The organism is Vibrio sp. 397, assembly GCF_033339395.1.
GTDB lineage: Bacteria > Pseudomonadota > Gammaproteobacteria > Enterobacterales > Vibrionaceae > Vibrio > Vibrio alginolyticus.
The window spans coordinates 179,978-201,476 of sequence record NZ_JAWOUN010000004.1 but is presented as its reverse complement, the minus strand read 5'-3'; the positions used below and the strand labels follow the sequence as shown (position 1 = coordinate 201,476).

Annotated in this window: 19 protein-coding genes; 10 read left to right on the top strand and 9 right to left on the bottom strand. The window is 43.1% G+C overall.

The window, feature by feature from the left end:
* Positions 1-258: 258 nt before the first annotated feature.
* Positions 259-393 carry a hypothetical protein gene (locus R7P36_RS08710; protein ID WP_005391675.1) on the bottom strand — a complete coding sequence of 45 codons (135 nt, stop codon included), beginning with the start codon at positions 391-393 and terminating at the stop codon, positions 259-261.
* A 90-nt stretch (positions 394-483) separates the two neighbouring features.
* Between R7P36_RS08710 and deoC the strand changes: the two genes are divergently transcribed.
* From deoC to deoD, 4 genes are all read left to right on the top strand, one after another.
* Positions 484-1,260, top strand: coding sequence for a deoxyribose-phosphate aldolase (deoC, locus tag R7P36_RS08705; RefSeq protein ID WP_005380133.1), 777 nt, complete (start codon positions 484-486; stop codon positions 1,258-1,260).
* A 97-nt stretch (positions 1,261-1,357) separates the two neighbouring features.
* Positions 1,358-2,686 (top strand): thymidine phosphorylase, encoded by a 1,329-nt coding sequence (gene deoA, locus R7P36_RS08700; protein ID WP_025768209.1) that lies wholly within the window; start codon positions 1,358-1,360, stop codon positions 2,684-2,686.
* Positions 2,687-2,754: 68 nt separating this feature from the next.
* Positions 2,755-3,975: a phosphopentomutase gene (locus R7P36_RS08695; RefSeq protein WP_005380135.1), complete on the top strand. Its 1,221-nt coding sequence runs from the start codon at positions 2,755-2,757 to the stop codon at positions 3,973-3,975.
* 143 nt (positions 3,976-4,118) lie between these two features.
* Entirely contained in the window at positions 4,119-4,838 is a 720-nt protein-coding gene (gene deoD, locus R7P36_RS08690) for a purine-nucleoside phosphorylase (protein ID WP_005380140.1), read from the top strand.
* A gap of 94 nt (positions 4,839-4,932) precedes the next feature.
* Here the strand turns inward: deoD and R7P36_RS08685 are convergent, their stop codons facing one another.
* Positions 4,933-5,538 carry a YtjB family periplasmic protein gene (locus R7P36_RS08685; protein WP_005391677.1) on the bottom strand — a complete coding sequence of 202 codons (606 nt, stop codon included), beginning with the start codon at positions 5,536-5,538 and terminating at the stop codon, positions 4,933-4,935.
* Positions 5,539-5,629: 91 nt separating this feature from the next.
* Between R7P36_RS08685 and serB the strand changes: the two genes are divergently transcribed.
* Positions 5,630-6,610 carry a phosphoserine phosphatase gene (gene serB, locus R7P36_RS08680; RefSeq protein WP_005386439.1) on the top strand — a complete coding sequence of 327 codons (981 nt, stop codon included), beginning with the start codon at positions 5,630-5,632 and terminating at the stop codon, positions 6,608-6,610.
* Positions 6,611-6,673: 63 nt separating this feature from the next.
* Here the strand turns inward: serB and R7P36_RS08675 are convergent, their stop codons facing one another.
* Positions 6,674-9,022, bottom strand: coding sequence for a PilZ domain-containing protein (locus R7P36_RS08675; protein ID WP_213899274.1), 2,349 nt, complete (start codon positions 9,020-9,022; stop codon positions 6,674-6,676).
* 136 nt (positions 9,023-9,158) lie between these two features.
* Here R7P36_RS08675 and radA point away from each other — a divergent pair, with 136 nt between their 5' ends.
* Both radA and fusA read left to right on the top strand, forming a co-directional pair.
* Positions 9,159-10,538 carry a DNA repair protein RadA gene (gene radA, locus R7P36_RS08670; RefSeq protein WP_005386443.1) on the top strand — a complete coding sequence of 460 codons (1,380 nt, stop codon included), beginning with the start codon at positions 9,159-9,161 and terminating at the stop codon, positions 10,536-10,538.
* A gap of 215 nt (positions 10,539-10,753) precedes the next feature.
* Positions 10,754-12,844 (top strand): elongation factor G, encoded by a 2,091-nt coding sequence (gene fusA, locus R7P36_RS08665; protein WP_005386444.1) that lies wholly within the window; start codon positions 10,754-10,756, stop codon positions 12,842-12,844.
* Positions 12,845-12,962: 118 nt separating this feature from the next.
* On the opposite strand, the gene R7P36_RS08660 is transcribed toward fusA, so the two are convergent.
* Positions 12,963-13,910, bottom strand: a complete 948-nt coding sequence (locus tag R7P36_RS08660; RefSeq protein WP_054579100.1) for a LysR substrate-binding domain-containing protein — start codon at positions 13,908-13,910, stop codon at positions 12,963-12,965.
* A gap of 97 nt (positions 13,911-14,007) precedes the next feature.
* On the opposite strand from R7P36_RS08660, the gene R7P36_RS08655 reads away from it, so the two are divergent.
* Complete coding sequence (locus R7P36_RS08655) at positions 14,008-14,217, top strand: DUF1127 domain-containing protein (protein WP_318122102.1); 210 nt, start codon at positions 14,008-14,010, stop codon at positions 14,215-14,217.
* Positions 14,218-14,285: 68 nt separating this feature from the next.
* Here the strand turns inward: R7P36_RS08655 and R7P36_RS08650 are convergent, their stop codons facing one another.
* On the bottom strand, positions 14,286-15,977 hold the full coding sequence (locus R7P36_RS08650) for an AMP-binding protein (RefSeq protein WP_031779037.1): 1,692 nt from the start codon (positions 15,975-15,977) through the stop codon (positions 14,286-14,288).
* A gap of 476 nt (positions 15,978-16,453) precedes the next feature.
* Here R7P36_RS08650 and R7P36_RS08645 point away from each other — a divergent pair, with 476 nt between their 5' ends.
* Positions 16,454-17,449, top strand: coding sequence for a transporter (locus R7P36_RS08645; RefSeq protein WP_005380160.1), 996 nt, complete (start codon positions 16,454-16,456; stop codon positions 17,447-17,449).
* Between the two features lie 224 nt (positions 17,450-17,673).
* Here the strand turns inward: R7P36_RS08645 and R7P36_RS08640 are convergent, their stop codons facing one another.
* Genes R7P36_RS08640 through R7P36_RS08625 form a run of 4 tightly spaced genes read right to left on the bottom strand, consistent with a single transcriptional unit; the run spans position 17,674 to position 20,251 of the window.
* On the bottom strand, positions 17,674-18,240 hold the full coding sequence (locus tag R7P36_RS08640; RefSeq protein WP_025768212.1) for a hypothetical protein: 567 nt from the start codon (positions 18,238-18,240) through the stop codon (positions 17,674-17,676).
* A 54-nt stretch (positions 18,241-18,294) separates the two neighbouring features.
* On the bottom strand, positions 18,295-18,972 hold the full coding sequence (locus tag R7P36_RS08635) for a C39 family peptidase (protein WP_005380165.1): 678 nt from the start codon (positions 18,970-18,972) through the stop codon (positions 18,295-18,297).
* Positions 18,973-18,977: 5 nt separating this feature from the next.
* Positions 18,978-19,301, bottom strand: coding sequence for a hypothetical protein (locus R7P36_RS08630; protein ID WP_005380167.1), 324 nt, complete (start codon positions 19,299-19,301; stop codon positions 18,978-18,980).
* A gap of 20 nt (positions 19,302-19,321) precedes the next feature.
* Entirely contained in the window at positions 19,322-20,251 is a 930-nt protein-coding gene (locus R7P36_RS08625) for a hypothetical protein (RefSeq protein ID WP_005391691.1), read from the bottom strand.
* Between the two features lie 568 nt (positions 20,252-20,819).
* Between R7P36_RS08625 and R7P36_RS08620 the strand changes: the two genes are divergently transcribed.
* Complete coding sequence (locus R7P36_RS08620) at positions 20,820-21,464, top strand: helix-turn-helix transcriptional regulator (RefSeq protein ID WP_005380169.1); 645 nt, start codon at positions 20,820-20,822, stop codon at positions 21,462-21,464.
* The last annotated feature ends 35 nt before the right edge of the window (positions 21,465-21,499 follow it).

The following is a 21,499-nucleotide window of genomic DNA, read 5'->3' as shown; positions in this document are numbered from 1 at the left end:
CGGGTGTTTGCCTTAGTCGAGGTATTACGCAGTCAATGGAATAGGGGCTAGGAAATTTTGAGATACAAACCGTTTGCGCTCTATTTGGTGCTACAGTTTTGCGGTGAAACTCTATAATGTATTAATCACAGGATAGTGGTTAAGCTTGATTCTTAATCACGTAATGAATATTACATAATCGATGGGCAAATGAATTGCCCTGCAATATCAGATCTAATAGGCGTTTTGCTTTGTGATGTGATATTAAAGACACCGCAATCATAGATTGTTGTGCCATAGGCCAAACTGGTACTGTGCGGTGACAAGGATAGCAATTGGCATATGATAAATTTTCGCTGTATATGCCGAGTCTTCAGGGAACCAAGTCCGTTCATTAATAGACTGTTTAGCCATTTACTCACATTGTCTCGGCTTGTTGATTATAGTTAAAGACGTGATGTAAGGCTGAGTAGTGAATTTTTTGAATATTGATCGGAGATAGAAATGAGCGATTTAAAAGCAGCAGCGCTACGTGCACTTAAACTTATGGACCTAACTACGTTGAATGACGATGACACTGATGCAAAAGTGATCTCACTATGTCATGACGCGAAAACAGCAGTAGGCAACACAGCTGCAATTTGTATTTACCCTCGCTTTATTCCTATTGCTAAGAAGACACTTCGTGAGCAAGGTACGCCAGAGGTTCGTATTGCAACAGTAACGAACTTCCCACATGGTAACGACGACATTGAAATCGCAGTTGCTGAAACAAAAGCGGCGGTTGCTTATGGTGCAGACGAAGTTGACGTAGTTTTTCCTTACCGCGCGCTAATGGCGGGTGATGAGAAAGTAGGCTTCGAACTAGTTAAGCAATGTAAAGAAGCTTGTGGTGACATTCTTCTTAAAGTGATCATCGAAACAGGTGAACTAAAAGAAGAAGCACTAATCAAGAAAGCATCTCAAATCTGTATTGAAGCAGGTGCTGACTTCATTAAAACTTCAACTGGTAAAGTGCCAGTAAACGCAACACCAGAATACGCTCGCATGATGCTTGAAGTTATTCGCGACATGGGTGTTGCAGAAACTGTTGGTTTCAAACCAGCAGGTGGTGTGCGCACTGCTGAAGACGCAGCAGCATACCTAGCAATGGCTGACGAAATCCTAGGTGACAACTGGGTTGATGCTCGTCACTACCGTTTTGGTGCGTCTAGCCTGCTAACCAACCTACTAAATACATTAGAAGTATCGGACGACGTCGCTGATCCAACAGCGTACTAATTCCAATAATACGTCTGAACGGTAGCACCTAAACGGGTGCTACCAAACCTCTTCTATCCTACTACAACCATGGCTCAAAAGAGCTTGGGAGGCACTAATGTATTTACCACAAGAAATCATTCGTAAAAAACGTGACGGCGAAGTCCTAACCGCCGACGAAATCAACTTCTTTATTCAAGGCGTAGCGAACAACACGGTATCTGAAGGTCAGATTGCGGCGTTTGCTATGACGATTTTCTTTAATGAAATGACCATGGATGAGCGCATCGCCTTAACGTGTGCAATGCGTGATTCGGGCATGGTTATCGACTGGAGCCACATGAACTTCGGTGGTCCAATTGTCGACAAACACTCAACCGGTGGTGTGGGTGACGTAACTTCTTTAATGCTTGGCCCAATGGTGGCAGCGTGTGGCGGTTTCGTACCTATGATCTCTGGCCGCGGTCTTGGTCATACAGGCGGTACGCTGGATAAACTTGAATCTATCCCTGGTTACAACATTACGCCGAGCAACGATGTTTTTGGTCAAGTAACCAAAGACGCTGGTGTGGCGATCATCGGTCAAACTGGTGACCTTGCTCCTGCGGATAAGCGTGTTTACGCGACTCGTGATATTACCGCAACGGTAGACAATATCTCCCTGATTACGGCGTCGATCCTTTCTAAGAAACTGGCGGCGGGTCTGGAATCGCTAGTGATGGACGTAAAAGTGGGTTCAGGTGCATTTATGCCAACTTACGAAGCGTCTGAAGAGCTAGCAAAATCAATCGTTGCGGTAGCAAACGGTGCTGGCACTAAGACTACGGCAATTCTTACGGACATGAACCAAGTACTGGCGTCTTCAGCGGGTAACGCAGTAGAAGTTCGTGAAGCGGTTCGTTTCTTAACGGGTGAATACCGTAATCCTCGTCTACTTGAAGTGACCATGGCTTCATGTGCTGAAATGTTAGTACTTGGCAAGCTTGCTGAGAACACAGAAGACGCACGCGCAAAACTGATGGAAGTGCTGGATAACGGCAAAGCGGCTGAGTGCTTCGGCAAGATGGTTGCTGGCTTAGGCGGCCCTGCGGACTTCGTAGAAAACTACGACAACTACTTAGAAAAAGCAGCAATCATTAAGCCAGTTTACGCAACAGAAACGGGCATTGTCTCTGCAATGGATACACGTGCTATCGGCATGGCTGTGGTTGCTATGGGTGGTGGTCGTCGTGTTGCTACTGATGAAATCGACTACGCAGTTGGTTTCGACGAGTTCATCCGCCTAGGTGAGGTCGCAGACAGTGATAAACCTCTTGCGGTCATCCACGCTCGCACTGAAGAGCAATGGGAAGAAGCGGCAAAAGCACTGCGCAGTGCAATCAAAGTAGGTGGTGAATACACGCCAACTCCAGAGGTTTACCGCCAAATTCGTGCAGAAGATATCTAATAGAACAAGTAATTACACAAGGCCTACTCAACCATAATAAAAAGCCGAGTGGGCCTAAGGAACGAGCAATGAAAAGAGCATTTATTTTAGTACTAGACTCATTCGGTATCGGTGCAACTGCCGACGCTAAAGAATTTGGTGATGTAGGTTCAGACACACTAGGTCACATCGCTGACCAATGTGAAAAAGGCTTAGCAGATAACGACAATCGCCAAGGTGTACTTCGCCTTCCAAATCTATCGAAACTTGGTTTGGCAATGGCGCATAAAGAATCGACAGGTCGCTTCGCACCTGGACTAGACGCAGACGCTGAAATCATTGGTGCATACGGTCATGCAGCAGAGCTTTCTTCAGGTAAAGACACGCCGTCTGGTCACTGGGAAATCGCAGGTGTGCCTGTTCTGTTTGACTGGGGTTACTTCACTGACAAAGCAAACAGCTTCCCGAAAGAATTGACTGACCGCATTCTTGAGCGTGCAGGTCTTGACGGTTTCCTAGGTAACTGCCACGCATCTGGTACTCAAGTTCTTGACGATCTTGGTGAAGAGCACATGAAGACTGGCAAACCAATCTTCTACACCTCTGCGGACTCTGTATTCCAAATCGCATGTCACGAAGAGACTTTCGGTCTAGACCGTCTACTAGAGCTTTGCCAAATCGCACGTGAAGAGCTAGAAGATTACAACATTGGTCGTGTTATCGCGCGTCCATTTGTTGGTGCTGGTAAAGGTCAATTTGAGCGTACCGGTAACCGTCGTGACCTTTCTGTTGAGCCACCATCAGCAACGGTTCTACAGAAACTTGTTGAAGAGAAGCAAGGCAACGTGGTTTCTATTGGTAAGATTGCTGATATCTACGCAAACTGCGGCATCACTAAGAAAGTGAAAGCGACAGGTATCCCTGCATTGTTCGAAGCAACGCTAGAGCAAATCAAAGAAGCGGGCGACAACACGATCGTATTCACTAACTTTGTAGACTTCGACTCAGCTTACGGTCACCGTCGTGACGTAGCGGGTTACGCAGCGGCACTTGAGTACTTCGATGGTCGTATCAACGAAGTGCTAGAGATTATGGAAGAAGACGATGTGCTTATCCTAACGGCAGACCACGGCTGTGACCCAACATGGCCAGGTACTGACCATACTCGTGAGCACATCCCAGTATTGGTTTATGGTCAAAAAGTACCAGCTGGTTCTCTTGGCCGCCGCGAAACATTCGCAGATATCGGTCAAACATTGGCAAGTTACTTCGGTACTTCTCCAATGGATTACGGTAAGAACTTCCTATAATTAGTTAGGTTTTTGAAAACTAGGAGCTTGATTGCTCCTAGTTTTATGTTTGCAGTATGTAAATGCTGCTTGTCGGAAATGAGAATACTCTGGCTTATATCGCCTTAAGCGCGGAGCGCTAGAGAAAGGTTAAGGAAAAGAAAATGGCAACTCCACATATCAATGCTGAAATGGGTGCATTTGCAGACGTCGTACTGATGCCTGGTGATCCACTACGTGCAAAATACATCGCAGAGACTTTCCTTGAAGATGTCGTTCAAGTGTGTGACGTTCGTAATATGTTTGGTTACACAGGCACATACAAAGGCCGTAAGATCTCAGTAATGGGCCACGGTATGGGTATCCCATCATGCTCGATTTACGCGACTGAACTAATCAAAGACTTCGGCGTGAAGAAAATCATCCGTGTTGGCAGCTGTGGCGCAGTGAATGAAGACATCAAAGTGCGTGATGTTGTGATCGGCATGGGTGCATGTACTGACTCTAAAGTGAACCGTATCCGCTTTAAAGGTCATGACTTCGCGGCAATCGCAGACTACAACATGGTTCGTGCGGCAGAAGACGCTGCAAAAGCTCGCGGTATTGACGTTAAAGTTGGTAACCTATTCTCAGCAGAGCTTTTCTACACGCCAGATCCAGAAATGTTCGATGTAATGGACAAGTACGGCATTGTTGGTGTTGAAATGGAAGCGGCTGGTATTTACGGTGTTGCGGCAGAATACGGTGCAAAAGCTCTGACAATCTGTACGGTTTCTGATCATATCAAGACTGGTGAACAGACTACATCTGACGAGCGTCAAACGACATTCAACGACATGATGCTAATCGCACTAGATTCAGTATTGCTTGGTGACGAAGAGTAAGCGACGAAGAGTCATTCTATTTTTCGCTCTCAAGAGCTAAAAAACAGCCCACACATTGCGGGCTGTTTTTATATGAGTTGTTAGCGCTACCTAGTTACTTGGTTAGCAGCAGGTTTGGCGCTTTTTTACGACGTATCGGTTGTCGACGTAAAATCAAGATGAACAACATACCACAGACAAAGCTCATTAAGACCATCATGTACATATAACGATCGCTCTTGCGATAGTGGTGGTCAGAAATAGCCGTCACCCGGCCCGTCTCAAAGGTCACGCGAACAAAACCGATAAGCGCACCATCTGCAAAAACTGGTTCAACCAACTGCTGGCGACCAATGGAAGCTGTTGCCAAAGGCGTATCCAGGCCAAGAACTTCGCGTACCGATAATGCCTCTTCACTAGACGCTAAACGTACACCCTGTGCATCGTAGATTGTTGCATCAAACACTAAACGGTCTTGTGCTAGCTGGTTTGTTAGCTGAAGTAATCGTTCTTGATCTTTAGTTAAAATCATCTCACTGGCAGAAAGAGACGCCTGTGAAATCAAAACTTTGGTGAGCGTTTCAAGCTGTTGTGCTTGAATTTTCTCATTACCCTTACTGATCACAACACTGTTTTTTATTGTGATAAACAACATCACACACAGTAGGATTAGTGCCAGAATTCTTAGGGCATTCCTTACTGAGAACAAAGATTCACTCATGCTCTTTACTCATCCATTTAAAATAAAACAAAGACTTGCCTTTTTAGTTTGTTGAGGTAACGTTTTAGCAAAGTCATAAGGGATTATATACATGGACGCGTCAAAAAGCTTGCCTATCAGAAAACATACGACACTTTTAAAACGATTACCCGAGACTCGATTTGCCTCCCAATTAGATAAAGCAAAAGCAAACTGGATCGTATTTGCTGAGTACCTTTCGCCAAGTCACTTCGAAGACATTGATTTCTTCACCGGCTTTTACAACCCGATACTAGAAACGTGGAAAGTTGGCCAATATGAAGTAGCCCTGATGGCCGGAGAGTTGACTCCTCAACATGAAACGATCTTACAAAGTCTCAACCTAGATTACGCCTCGCTTAATGAAGTGCCCGATCTATCAACCCAAGGGTTGATTGTATTTGATATGGATTCAACGGCGATCCAGATAGAGTGTATTGATGAAATCGCGAAACTGGCAGGAGTAGGGGATGAAGTCGCTGAAGTCACTGAACGTGCCATGCAAGGTGAGCTGGATTTTGAGCAAAGTTTACGTCAGCGAGTTGGTAAGCTCAAAGGTGCCGATGAATCAATTCTTGAACAAGTTCGTTCCCAGTTACCATTCATGCCGGACTTTGAAGCGCTAATTGCGACGTTGAAAGCCTTGGGCTGGAAAACAGCGATTGCTTCCGGTGGTTTTACTTACTTCTCTGATTACATCAAAGATAAAGTCGACTTAGATTTTGCTCGCTCCAATCAATTAGAAATTATTGACGGCAAACTCACGGGTAACGTACTTGGTGATGTGGTAACGGCGCAGATGAAGTCTGACATTCTAGTGGAACTGGCGGATGAATATGAAATTGAGCAGCACAACACGGTTGCTGTCGGTGATGGCGCTAATGATCTTGTGATGATGTCGGTGGCAGGATTAGGGATTGCGTATCACGCAAAACCAAAAGTGGAAGCTCAAGCGCAATCAGCGATTCGCTTTGCAGGGTTGGGCGGTGTGCTCTGTATTTTATCTGGCGCATTGGTGAAGCAGCAAAAGGTCAGCTGGAAAGCTAAACCTTAACCATCCATTCAAAAACACCGCCAGAAAGGCGGTGTTTTTTTTCAATTTGGTATGACTTTGAATTTACTCGGTTAACTCCAATCTAATTACTACCTCTTCAGTAATGTCTTCAAATTCACTGTAACCAACGAGCGCCGTCAACTCTTTTTCTAACTTGCTTGCTTGATGTACACCAAATTGGGTTAAGTCACTTAAATCTTGTTGCAGTAATGATGTCATCGGATCGAAAATTGGCGCAGTAGAAAGGCGAATCACGTAAAAGTCACCCATCATTCGCGCTTTCTTTATAAATTGAATCCGCTCTTTTACGCTGTTGAACTCTTGATGAAGCTTTGACTCAATGCCTGTAATTTTATTGCCTACTTTTGCGGCGCTTATGTAGATATCCTGATGTCTGGCTTGAGCACCTTCTACACGTTTTATTGGCTCTGCGATTAATGTGCTTGTCCGGCCTTTAAAGATAGGTTCAAGTGACAACAGTTGATCATGCCCAAGACGGGCAAAAAGCTCAATGTGTTTAGGTAGCGGCAAGTTCACCCCGATAACAGGGGTTTTTATTGAAGATGACGTACTCTTACTGATAAAAATGGGCGTGCTCAGCGTACGCGAGAGCAACATGCAGTGCAGCCTTTCAAGTAGAGCATTACTTGGTAGCGTCTCTTTTTGCGGGATTAGCTTGTCTTGATTGTGCTCGATAATGCTGTTGAAAAAAGCGATTACCTTCATGGTTTGGCTGCTTTCATCAATAACTAGCTGCACGCTACAACCATCTGGGCTTACACGAATTACTCGATATGGCACCGACATTAACGGCAATTTTTTGTCGTAGAGTTGTAATTCTCGAAAGTTGATTCTTACCTCTTGCCCAGAACGTAACATCGTGGGCTCACTTAGCCTAATTCCGAGTCCTCGTTTGGAAAGGTCAACAGTACAACCGCCGGTTCTAGTTTGTCCTGAGTACAACTCTAAAGGTGTTTTAAAACGATAACGAGGCTCTTTACGACGAGACTTTGCATCAAAATAAATGCCCTTTGGATTGCCGATAACTCTTCTCGGATGGCGAAACGCGTTTAATGTATTAGCGGGTAAGCGCGGCTTTTCAGTTAGCAGGTAATCCTGCCCTGACTTTTCGTCAGCAATTTCTTGCAAAATACCAATATGAGTCAGTGATTGAGACGTTTCTGCCAACTCTGGAGAGAATGCTGCTAGGTCTTCCTGTTCTTGCTCTGATAGTTCAAAGATTGAAATTCTAAAGGCGCGCCAACTCTCTCGTTTGCCACCTAAATGCCAAAATAGCTGGCGCTGTTCGCGAGTTGCTTCAGGGCGAAACATCGAATAGAAATAGGTTCGATTCTCGTGCTCGTGAGTAAATGAATAAAGGACATTGGTTGTTCCTTTAACACCAGGCTTAATGAGTGACGCGATGCGTTGCTCGTTGAATAAGGAACCAAACATTTGCTGGTTTCTCTCATCGTGCCAGTATTGCCAAAGCTTTTGATTGTTTGGCGTTAACATTGCTAATTTTAGGTCACTACCATCAAAGAATAGAGGCAAGCTGCTGGTGTGCTTTAGTGCGATGTGCTCATAACCGCGAGTTCGAGCTCGAATAATCTTGTCTTGATTGTCGTGACGAGCCCTTTTAGCAGCACTGTTGAGCGCTTCATCTATCACTCTGGTGACGACATTGGTGTCAGTTAAGCGTATGGTTCTGAGGTATCGAACTGAGTCATTTTCGTAACAGTCATCAACCGCGAGTATGCGGTATGCAAGCGGTTTCTCTATACCTGCAACGTTAGATTTGCTGGCAAATTCAGTAAACGTGACCTGAATAATTTCCCCAAGGTTATATTTAAATGCGCTAGGGACTTTGAACTTTGCGCCAGAGCTAGATAAATCAATGCTTAATCCATGAAGAAGCTGTCCTTTAGAGCGGCAAATTTCAACTTGAGATTGGACTTTCAAGCGTTTTTCTTGGCGCTTTAAATCGTAGCCTAGGTGAACGGGTTCTGCTAAGAACGGGCTTTTAGGATCCGTTAACGATTGCGTTTTTTGCTGAGTAAGGCGCTTGCTCATTACGCGAAAGTTATTTCGCGTGTTGACCAATGCTTCCCACATTCCTTCCGTGTAGCAGCCAAACTTTTTGATGTTTTTATGGTAAGCGTTGAAAGCAACATCATCCAACCAATGTGGAATACCATCCAAAATATACTCGCGACATTCGCCTTGAACGCGACCTCGCAAATCAATGCTTTTTTTGCATGGAGCCATTAAGCGGTTAAGTTCCATTTTAACCAAAATTTTGGCCGAAGGCGGCTCTTCCTCGGTCAGTTGGCCAAGGACAAAGTCAAAGTCATTCGTACCGTAAACGGGAATGAGTCGTTCTGCGAGCGAGAGAATTTCAGATTGCTGCATTATTTCTGTTAGAGTATGTCGTTACTTTAAATTGTATCGGCTAAGCGAAGTAATACTTAAGTATATCAATAGTTCATTTCAGTTCAGGTCTGACTTGGCTGTGCTTAGTCACATTTGTAGAAAAAATTGAGGCATCATGGCGAAAGCAAAACGAGCGTATGTTTGTAATGATTGTGGCGCGGACTTTCCCCGTTGGCAGGGGCAGTGTAACGCATGTGGTGCATGGAATACGATAACAGAAGTACGTATCGCTGCATCGCCAACCGTTGCTCGCAATGAACGCTTAAGCGGCTACGCTGGTTCCGCAACAGAAGCTACGGTTCAAACGCTATCCGAAATTGATCTGCAAGAAGTACCTCGCTTCACCAGTGGGTTTAAAGAGCTTGACCGTGTGTTGGGTGGTGGGGTTGTGCCAGGTGCCGCAATTTTGATTGGTGGTAACCCTGGTGCAGGTAAATCAACACTTCTGTTGCAAACCATGTGTAGTTTATCTGCGCAAATGCCAACGCTTTACGTAACCGGTGAAGAGTCGTTACAGCAGGTGGCAATGCGTGCTTCCCGATTGGGCTTGCCGAAAGATCATTTAAAAATGCTATCGGAAACGAACGTCGACAAAATTTGCCAAATCGCCGAAAAAGAGCAGCCTCGTATAATGGTAATAGACTCGATTCAGGTGATGCACGTTTCTGATGTTCAATCGTCGCCTGGCAGTGTTGCTCAGGTACGTGAATCTGCGACGGCTCTGACACGATACGCAAAACAGAATAATGTTGCGGTATTTATTGTTGGTCACGTAACAAAAGATGGTACCCTTGCGGGCCCCAAAGTTCTTGAACACATTATCGACTGTTCGGTACTACTCGATGGTGGAACGGATAGCCGATTCCGCACTTTGCGTAGTCATAAAAACCGTTTTGGCGCTGTGAATGAGCTTGGTGTCTTTGCAATGACAGGCCAAGGATTGAAAGAAGTGAGTAACCCATCAGCGATCTTCCTTTCTCGTGGTGAAGAAGAAACATCAGGCTCTTCCGTCATGGTGGTTTGGGAAGGCACGCGCCCTCTGCTAGTAGAGATTCAAGCGCTGGTGGATTACTCGCAGTTAGCCAACCCTCGTCGTGTTGCGGTCGGCTTGGAGCAGAACCGCCTATCACTTTTGCTCGCGGTGTTGCATAAGCATGGTGGCTTACAAATGGCAGACCAAGATGTCTTTGTTAATGTGGTTGGCGGTGTTAAGGTGACGGAGACGAGCGCTGATCTTGCTTTAGTTATGGCGCTTTTATCGAGTTTTCGTGACCGTCCACTCCCTAAAGATGTGGTGATTTTTGGTGAGGTAGGGCTTGCGGGCGAAATCCGTCCAGTGCCAAGTGGGCAAGAGCGTTTGAATGAAGCGTTCAAACATGGTTTCAAGAAAGCCATCGTGCCAGCAGCCAACATGCCGAAAGGTGGCATCCCTGGCATGCAAATTCACGGCGTTAAGAAATTGTCGGAAGCGATAGAGGCTTTTGACGAGCTGTAATGCTCATAAGAATGGTATTTGTGCAATCACAAACTGTTCTATCCGTCCTCAATAAAATGCGAATAAAGTACATAAATTGCTGTGTTTGACTATGCTTTGGGGACGGAAATTTCACGTTAAAATTTTTTTTCTTCCATCCGCACGCAAGGGTATCAGTATTGACAGAATGTGATATACTCTGCGCGCACTTTATACCTTATTAACAGAGTAAGACAATGACTGATTTATCAAAATACAGAAACATTGGTATTTTTGCTCACGTAGACGCGGGTAAAACTACCTCTACAGAGCGTATCCTAAAGCTAACTGGTAAGATCCATAAGATCGGTGACACTCACGACGGTTCAACTACTACTGACTTCATGGAGCAGGAAGCTGAGCGTGGTATCACAATCCAGTCTGCAGCAACAACTTGTTTCTGGAACGATCACCGTCTAAACATCATCGATACTCCTGGACACGTTGACTTCACTATCGAAGTTTACCGTTCTCTAAAAGTACTTGACGGTGGTATCGGTGTATTCTGTGGTTCTGGTGGTGTTGAGCCTCAGTCAGAAACTAACTGGCGTTACGCTGACGAATCACACGTATCACGTCTGATCTTCGTTAACAAACTAGACCGTATGGGCGCAGATTTCTACAAAGTTGTAGATCAAGTACAGAACGTACTAGGTGCTACACCTCTAGTTATGACTCTACCTATCGGTATCGAAGAAGATTTCGTAGGTGTTGTAGACGTACTAAGCCAACAAGCTTACGTATGGGATGAGTCTGGCCAACCAGAGAACTACGAAGTTCAAGATATTCCAGCAGACATGGTAGAGAAAGCTGCTGAATACCGTGAAATGCTAATCGAAACTGCTCTAGAGCAAGACGAAGATCTAATGATGGCTTACCTAGAAGAAGGCGAAGAGCCATCTCTAGAAGACATCAAACGTTGTATCCGTAAAGGTACTCGTGATCTAGCATTCTTCCCAACTTACTGTGGTTCAGCGTACAAGAACAAAGGTATCCAACTTATTCTTGACGCGGTAATTGATTACCTACCATCTCCAACAGAAGTTGATCCACAGCCTCTAACTGATTCAGAGACTGGTGAGCCAACTGGTGAAGTTGCGACTGTATCTGCAGACGAGCCACTACGTGCTCTTGCATTTAAGATCATGGATGACCGCTTCGGTGCTCTAACCTTTATCCGCATCTACTCTGGTAAGATGAAGAAAGGTGACACAATCCTTAACTCTGCAACTGGTAAAACAGAGCGTATCGGCCGTATGGTTGAGATGCACGCGGACGAGCGTAACGAGATCGATTCAGCACAAGCTGGTGACATCATCGCTGTAGTTGGTATGAAGAACGTTCAAACTGGTCACACTCTATGTGATCCTAAGCACGAATGTACTCTTGAGCCAATGATCTTCCCAGATCCAGTAATCTCTATCGCAGTTAAGCCTAAAGATAAAGGCGGTTCTGAGAAGATGGGTATTGCGATCGGTAAAATGGTTGCAGAAGATCCATCATTCCAAGTTGAGACTGATGAAGATTCAGGCGAAACTATCCTGAAAGGTATGGGTGAACTTCACCTAGACATCAAGGTAGATATCCTTAAGCGTACTTACGGCGTTGAGCTAGAAGTTGGTGCTCCACAGGTTGCTTACCGTGAAACTATCACTCAAGCAATCGAAGATAGCTACACGCACAAGAAACAGTCTGGTGGTTCTGGTCAGTTCGGTAAGATCGATTACCGCATCAAACCAGGTGAGCCAAACTCTGGCTTCACGTTCAAATCAACAGTTGTTGGTGGTAACGTACCTAAAGAATTCTGGCCTGCAGTTGAGAAAGGCTTTGCGTCAATGATGGAGCACGGTGTTCTAGCTGGCTTCCCTACTCTAGACGTTGAAGTTGAACTATTCGACGGTGGTTTCCACGCAGTTGACTCTTCAGCTATCGCTTACGAAATCGCAGCGAAAGGTGCATTCCGTCAGTCTATGCCTAAAGCTGGCGCGCAACTTCTTGAGCCAATCATGAAAGTTGACGTGTTCACTCCAGAAGATCACGTTGGTGACGTAATCGGTGACCTTAACCGTCGTCGTGGTATGATCAAAGACCAACAAGCAGCGTCTACTGGCGTACGTATCAAGGGTGATGTACCTCTATCAGAAATGTTTGGTTACATCGGTACTCTACGTACTATGACTTCTGGTCGTGGTCAGTTCTCTATGGAGTTCTCACACTACGCACCATGTCCAACAAACGTTGCAGAGCAAGTAATTGCTGACGTTAAAGAGCGTAACGCTAAGAAGTAATTCTTAAGTTAACTCTATAACTTGAAAGCCCCGCTTAGTGCGGGGCTTTTTGTATCTAGCAGTCTTATACGCAGAGCGTTTTTGTTTTATTCCTATTTAGCGTTTGTTTTGACGATTGTTATGATGTCGTTCTAGTGCTGTTGCCTTTTAGGTCAATGGTCTTAAAGTCTGGTACCACTGACTTTTCAAATATTTCTATTTCTTCCTTCAACCATTGCGCAAACAATTGAGCTTTAGGTCTTTTTAAGTAGCCTTTTGGCGCACACAAGTAATACGCAAAGTTGGGCTTGATAGCGATATCTCCAATTCGGACCAATTTGCCAGAACGAAAATATTGATGAGCTAAACTGTGTTTTACTAATGCCACGCCTTGAAGTGATAGTGCAGCCTCAAGCACGAGATGTGATCCACTGTATTTTAAGGTAGGCTTTGCTGCGCAGTGACCCAAGGTTGCTAACCACATATTCCAATCAAGATCAGGCCAAACATCTTCAATCAGCTCAGCTTTGCTTAAATCCTCGATGTTATAGATCCCGTGCTCTTTCTGGTACACCGGATGACAAGCTGGATAAAAAGCTTCGTCCATTAGCCATTGTGATTCTAAATTGGGGTACTTTCCTAAACCGTAACGAACACATAAATCTATCTGGCTATCTTGAAAAGACACCAAATCATTGGTTGGTTCTAATAGCAAGGCGATATCAGGGTGACGCTGACGAAAAGCCGTAATTTTCGGGACTAACCAATGATGAGCGAAAGAGGGGAGTGTTGATATCGAAAGGTGGTTCGGGTTTGGATCTTGATTGACTAATCTAACCCCTTGCTGCAAATGAGCAAACCCTCTTTCTGCCTGACTAAACAGTAGCTCTCCCTCAGGTGTGAGCACGATTTTTCTGTGCTGACGAACAAATAGGTCCGTGCCTAAGAACTCTTCTAAATGACGAATTTGCTGACTAATGGCCGCTGGCGTAACAAACAGTTCTTTTGCTGCCGTTTTAAAGCTTCCTTCCTTTGCTGCAACGAAAAAGTAATACAAGCCCTGTAAGGGAGGCATTCGATCTTTCACATTAGTTTTCCTTAACTCTATGGCAGATTCTATCGTTTGAGGATATCAGCGTAGTCGCTGATTATTAAGTGGTCAACATTGTATAGGGATCTTTGAAATGGAAAACATGACACACACTTGTGAGCGTACTATACCTACTGCCCATCAGAGCGGGTTACAGTTAATTTATTCTAAACTGGCGGCTTGGAGAAGGAACTATAAGACACGTCGTCACTTGAGAGTGTTACCAAAGCACCTTTGGGACGATATTGGGTTAGGTGAAAGGGAGATTAGTTGTGAAGTGAGTAAGCCATTCTGGAGAGAGTAGTTTATGAGTTTGATTCAAGCTCAAAGTTAAGTTGCACTCCCCAATGGTGTTGAGGAGTGCAAGCAAAATTACAAGTCTTCTTCCCACACGACCAATTCATCTTTTGGCCAATTGTGGCCTATCTCATGATACTTTTGTTCGAGCACATGACGTTTAATTTTAAGCGTTGGCGTCAGTACGCCATTTTCTATACTCCAAGGTTCTTTAATCATTAACACACCTTTGATTTGCTCATGAGAGGCGAGTTCTTGATTCATCCTGGCAATAACTTTACGTGTGGTACGTGCGTATCGCTCTCGATCAAAGTTAGGGAAGTCATGTGGCACAACCAAAAGAATCGGAGCGGGTAGCCCTAAACCGATGAGACACATCATCTCTACGCGACTGTACTCGAAAAGCTTTTTCTCGATAGGAACCGGAGAGACAAATTTACCTTTGGCGGTTTTGAAGTTATCTTTTTTACGGCCTTGAATCGTTAGATAACCATCTGAGTCGATAGCGCCGATATCGCCTGTGTGTAGCCAGCCCTCTGAATCAAAAGACTCTTGGGTGGCAATATCATTTTTGTAGTAGCCAGAAAATAGCCCTTTGCCACGCACCATGATTTCATCATCGGCTGCGATTTTTAACTCAATGCCTGGCCCTGCATTACCGACACTACCAATTTTGTCAGCTCTAAATGGGTAGTTGAGCGTGCTGTAGGCAAATGATTCCGTCATCCCCCAAGCCTCTGTGATATCAAGGCCCACTGAGTGGTACCATTCCAACAGCGCTGGCGAGACAGGTGCAGAGCCACAGCCTAATACTCGAGCCTGATCTAAACCTAGACCATCTGCTAGCTTTTTCTTGATCAAAGAATTGACGAATGGGATTTTCAACAGAATATTGAGCTTCTTCTGTGGAAGTTTGTCTTGAATACGTTGCTGGAATAGCGTCCATAATCGTGGGACGGAGATAAACAGAGTTGGTCGGTGCATCTTCACATCTTCGATAAAAGTGTCCAGTGACTCTGGAAATGCTGTTGGCACGCCACCCATAATCGATGAACCGAAGATATAAACACGCTCTGTAATATGAGCGAGCGGTAAATAAGAGAACAATCGGTCGTTTTCTTGGATACCAATATGATTGATCAGTTGCTGAACAGACCAACTGAATGCGCCGTAAGTTAGCATCGCGCCTTTCGGTAACCCTGATGTGCCTGAGGTATACACCAACGACATTAGCTTGTCATCGTAATGCTGCGGACGCTCTTCACTTGGCACTGCATCAGCAATGAGCGCTTGGTATTCGTGCTTACACTTAGGTGCCGTGTCATAAGGTAGAGCGATGCTAATGAGTTCAGGCATAGCATCAATGACTTGCTGAGTTGCTTTGGGATCATCGAGTTTTCCGCCAATGATCGCTTTACTTTCACTATGAGTCACACAGTATTCGATGGTGTCTGCACCGGCGGTAGGAAAGATTGGCACACTGACATAGTCACCAAGCATCATAGCAAGATCGCAAATAAACCATTCTGCACAGTTTTTAGATACTAACGCAACTTTGTCGCCAGGCTTTACACCAAGCGAGCGTAGTGCGCTGACAAGTTTTAAGGCTTGATCTGCAACATCAGAGAATGTGTACTCAACAAACTGTCGGTTAATAATTTGTTTTAGGTAGACCTCATTTGGACGCTCTTGAGCCCATTTGAGGATCATTTCATTTGGTGGTGGGAGAGCGCAACCAGCAGCGCTATTTAGATTCGGCTGATTCATTTTAAGTGACTCCATGTCTTCTCATTGTATTTATAATTGTTAACGCATTGTTAACTTTAGCATGTTAAATCGCGACACGGGAATGCATTTTGATGAAATATGTGGGGAAGATAGCGTTAGTTATGGTTGAAGTCGGAGCGACTCGATCTAAAAAGCAATGTGATTGATGCTACGCAAAAGAGAACAGGCTTTTCAGCTGTTATGTCATACCGACTTCATACTAAGAGCACAGGTAAGCAATTTATTTTATTAATAATATTGCGAAAACATAGAATCTATCCTAATTGTTTATTAACTAGTGGCTTAGTGTTGAAGATAAGTATAAATGTCTCCTAATTTCTTCAAAGCGCCAAACTTAAAGGTATGTCGTGGTTTTGAAGTAGCTATACTAATCTTACTTTGGAAAGTTAGGAGCTTCACCTCAAGCTATTGCCTGAGATTACTTGGGTACGATCATCAGCAAAAGGAAAGATGTGATGTTACGGAAGACTTTACTGGGTACCTATCTTTGTAGTTTATTCATTGCGGGGAATGCATATGGTGCTGAAGGAGATGATATTCCTCAGCGCGCCCAAACGGTTGGTGATGTTATTGAGCGCCCAGGCGTTCTCACACCTAAAGGTAAATGGTCATTTGATTCGTCTTTAAGCTATACACAAAACTCTTCAAACAAAGTATCTGTTGTTGGGTATACAGTCTTACCAACTCTGATTGTTGGGCGAATTGAAGTGAGTGATTCGGATAGGACTACAGTAACCGTTGGATTAACTGCTCGGTACGGTTTAACAAACGCCACAGAGTTAGAAGTTAGAGTGCCGTATGTGTATCGTAATGACCAAGTTTCTACGCGCCCCATTCAAGATGGTTCAAACAGTGAAGTAGTAAACACAACGGTGGATGGCGGAGGGCTTGGTGATGTAGAGTTCGCATTGAGGCACCAGTTTAACTTTGAGTCTGCGCCATACTGGGTAGGTGGCCTTAGAGTAAAGTCGGATACAGGACGATCGCCTTATGATGTTTCTATTGAAGATGGAAGCAACTCATTTAGTGATGTCCCTACAGGTTCGGGTTTTTGGAGTTTTGAGCCTAATTTATCTCTTATTCACCCTGTTGATCCTGCGGTCTTGTTCGCTAGTCTAAGTTATATTTATAACTTAGAGGATACTGTTACAGTTGGCGACACAAAAGCTGATGTTGAACTTGGAGACACTATTTCTCTTTCAGGGGGAATGGGGTTTGCGGTGAATCCTGATCTTTCATTCTCTTTAGGACTTAGCCATAAAACTATTTTAAAAAGCAAAGTAAATGGCAGATCGGCAGATGATGCTAAGTTGCTTCAATTAGATGCATTAACTTTTGGTATAAACTATGCCTTTAGTGAACGCTCATCTATCAATGTTAGTGCTCAAGCTGGTCTTACAGAAGATACTCCCGACTTTCAATTAACAGTACGAGTACCTTTTAATTTGTAAAATGGATATTAGGCCCTTGAGTCTTGGGCCTAATTTATCGTTAGCGCCTAGCGTTCGCATTATAAATTGATTGGATTATATTGGATAAAGTAGGTATATATTCTTAAAATGATGGTGGCCGATTGATATATCGAACTTTCTTTTGGTATGTAATCATAGATATCAGTCGTTTCTAATATCAAAGAAGCTTAACGTGACAATTTTTCAGATAAAAATGGAAATGCTCATTGAAGGTGGTTCAATAAGGCGTCTTCTAATTGTTGGTTTGCTTTGATTTCCCGTATTACCCCATTTACTTGAGCATCAATGTCTACGAGCGTGCTAAGTCCAATAATACTGTTATCTTTCGTGTTTTGAATAATATTGATAATACTTGAATTTATAAAGTCTGAACTTATTATATTAGGATTTTGAGACGAAGGCATTTTGGGTGAATCTATAGAATCATCTCCAATAATATTGCCTTCACCAAATTGTATGATGTTAACAATACCCTGGTTGAAAACATCTCCACTTTGATTTTCACTATTTGCGCTAATGTTTTTTAAATTACCATTTTCAATTACTAAGTTGGCAATATTTGTGTTCAAAATATCATCGCCATTTATAGTCGTAGTAATGCTTAATCCAATATTAATAATATACTCGTCCGTAATTTGGAAACCACCTCGATATTCTTCTAAAGATAAATTTGAAAGAGGAGTAAGTTCTTGCAGGCCAACATCTTTAGCATTCACATTAAAATGAGGTATTAGCATACAAAGCACTAACAAAAATTTATTGTAGTTCATAATGTAGGCCTTTCAGGTTGTTAAGTTCTTAAAGTTATTTAAAACAATGTTATATTAATTTTCACCGGAAACTGGGAGAGTAATGCTAAATACCCCTAAGGAATCTCTAGACACTCCTGTTTTTAATGGTGATCTTTGATATACGGTGAAATTATCATTGGTTATAAAGCTAGACCGTCCCATTTCCGCTTCGTTACGGACCAGTAACACAATTCCTTGGTAATATTTTTCAAACTCATCCAGTTTCATTATCATGGTTCCTCTAGAAGGGTCTCCTAGAATAACTGAGTGATTGTTTATACCTCTGATGACAACAAAATGCATATATCCGTCGAAATTAACGAGAGTAATCCCAGGGACGCCGACTTCTTTAATTTTCTCCAGTCCTACTTGAAAGCCGTCAGAACGTAACCCTATGGAATCCAAGTAAAACTTCATATCCAACAAAGAAAAACCTTTCTCTTTGATTTTTTCTTTATCACCTTTTTCAAACATGCTTTTGAAGATATCTTGTTCAGATGACTCTGTTGCATAATGAAAAGTGAGAAGAGAAGCCAGGGCGGCAGAGCCACAGCTGAAGTCATACTGTTGGCGAAAAACATCACCGAACACTATTTCTTTGTAGCTTTTAACAGGAACAGAGTAATGTGCTCGGTAAGGTAGCAGTTCTAATGAAATGGCTGATGCTGAATAAACGAGCATCAGCCAAATTAAGTTATTTAATACTTTCATATTGTTTACTTGAGTGTCAGGTTAACGACGGTAGAGTTCTGGATTAAAACGTTGTTTCCGCTGTTCTGAATTACGTTGGATATACCCGAACTGTCTGCGAACGCTCCACTTGATAGTATATTGTTACCACTCACGGTGTTTGACGCGACATTATCTGACGAAATACCATTGATATCTGATTCTGCATAAACCAAGTCGAGTTCAACATTTTGTCCACCTCTTGATTCATTCATGATATCCAAGCTAACTTCTCCGCCAGATAATGCAATGTCATCAGCGAGTGCAGTGCAGGCAACTATCATACTCAAAGTACAGATTGCCAAACGCATCGCTTTCTCCTACTAGTCGGTTACTCACCCCCAGTAAACACACTTGCATTAGTTGTAACAGATTGTTGTACAAGTGAATTTGAACCAGCATTTTGACCAACGGTAGTAATACCAGCTGCACCACCAAGACCACCAAGGGTGTTCATGTTTTCAACTCGAACTCGAGTATCATCCGCGTTAGTTGCATAAATAACTGATGCACCTGTAACACCACCCATTAGGCTTGAGCTCGCAACAACCATATCTGTATCCATATGGACTTGATTGAAGCTATCAACATTTGTTGAGCTCGAGTCACTTTGATAGTTACTATTGTCGTTAAAGCTGTTCGAGTTTGTTGTGCTTGAATCAGCGTAGCTACGGTTATCACTCTGGTTACGGTTGTCGCTTTGATTACGATTATCGCTGTTATCGTTAAAGCTACTGTTGATACTAGAGTCACTGTTGTCGTTGTTGCTACGTCTTACAGTAGTACTAGAGTCGCTGTTGTCGTTGTGGCTTCTATTTGTGTTAGTACTTGAGTCACTACTATCACTATTTAGGCTCACATCAAGATCAGCACTGGTACTGTTGTCGTTAGCGTTAGACGTACTATTGTCGTTGTGGCTTTGAGCTGTGTTAGTGCTCGAGTTTGAGTTGTCGCTGTTGTTATTAAAGCTGTCATCAACACCAAGAGTTGCACTGTTGTCAGTGTCGCTGTTGTCGTTGAAGCTATGACCAATACCTAGTGACGCACTATTATCGCTGTTGTCGTTGAAGCTATCACCAACACCGAGAGATGCGCTATTGTCACTGTTATCATTGAAGCTGCCAGATAAACCGATATCGGTATTAGCGCTGTCAGTCCATTGCATGTTGTCGTCTCCATCATCGATCTCATTCGCGATTAGAGAGCCACTAAATAAAATTGCTGACATTGCTAAAGCAAGCCCTGTTTTGTTTAGAGTCATAACGATTACTCCATTTCCTGTTATTCCTGATTAAAAATGACTGCACTTAACTTCTTGCTGCTTCCTTCAAATGTTGTGGGAAGCGATGAAATTATAAGAAAGGATCAGTGAAAGCTGTTCTCATTATTGAGAATGATTCAGGCTGGAAGGGAGTATTTAGGTACGTCTATTTAAAGTATTAAAGAAAAAAATAACATAATCATAATGTTATTTTTTGTATTTACTTTAAGTACTCATCAAGTATGAAATGAAGCCAATATAAAGAAGTAATTTGTTCTATTGCACTGAGCGGAGCAGTCATCCATTTTTTATAAATGGCATTTTATCCAATTATTATCTTTATTATTTAATATTATAAATCATATCCTTATGCTAACACAGGTTGAAAAGTATGGATAAAAACACAACAGGTTCATACTTTTTAAGTCTTTTTCGGTGCTGAAAAGCAATGCGATATCATTCTGAAGTGCTATATTTTCTACTTAAAATGAAGATAAATTCTCTTTGCTGCCTCCAATTAATTTTCTAACGGGGGTTGGTGAAACAGGTAAGTTAATGTGGTGGGACTATGGAAAAGAAGCACTTGATACTGCTAGCTGAGAGTAATTTACAAAGTAACTTAATAAAAAAACAGCTGTCTTCCATTCATGATGTCGATGTAAAGATAATGCAACCAGATGAAGTGGTGTTCAGAAGTCACTCACTCAGTATCGATTTGATGTTTATTGATTACGATTTTATGCGTCAGCTTGAAGTACAAGGAAAGTTACCAGATTTTGATCTATTTGGGTGGTCCTTTATGCTTCACAACGTCCCTTGTGAAAAAGTACAAACGGACTTACTGCATTGGAAGTTGTTAAAAGGAATTTTGCTCCGAAGTGCATCAGTGACACATATATGTGATGGCGCGGAATACGTACTGAAAGGTGGGTTGTGGCTACCAAGAATGTACCTAGAGAAGTTAGTCCTCAATTATCGGCATGCAAATTTGTCCGAAGAACAGCAGCATGATGAGTTAACATGCAGAGAAAAACAGATTCTAGAGCTACTTGTGTACGGCATTTCAAATCAACAAATTGCTTCAAGACTTTTTTTATCTGAAAGTACAGTGAAAAGCCATATATACAAGTTGTACAAAAAACTCGATGTCCATTCTCGTCATGATGCAGTTAAGTTGGTAAGAATGAACAATGGCTTAACCGAGAGAAGTTAAGTCATAATTTGTGATGCTCTTTTTATCGGGGTCTG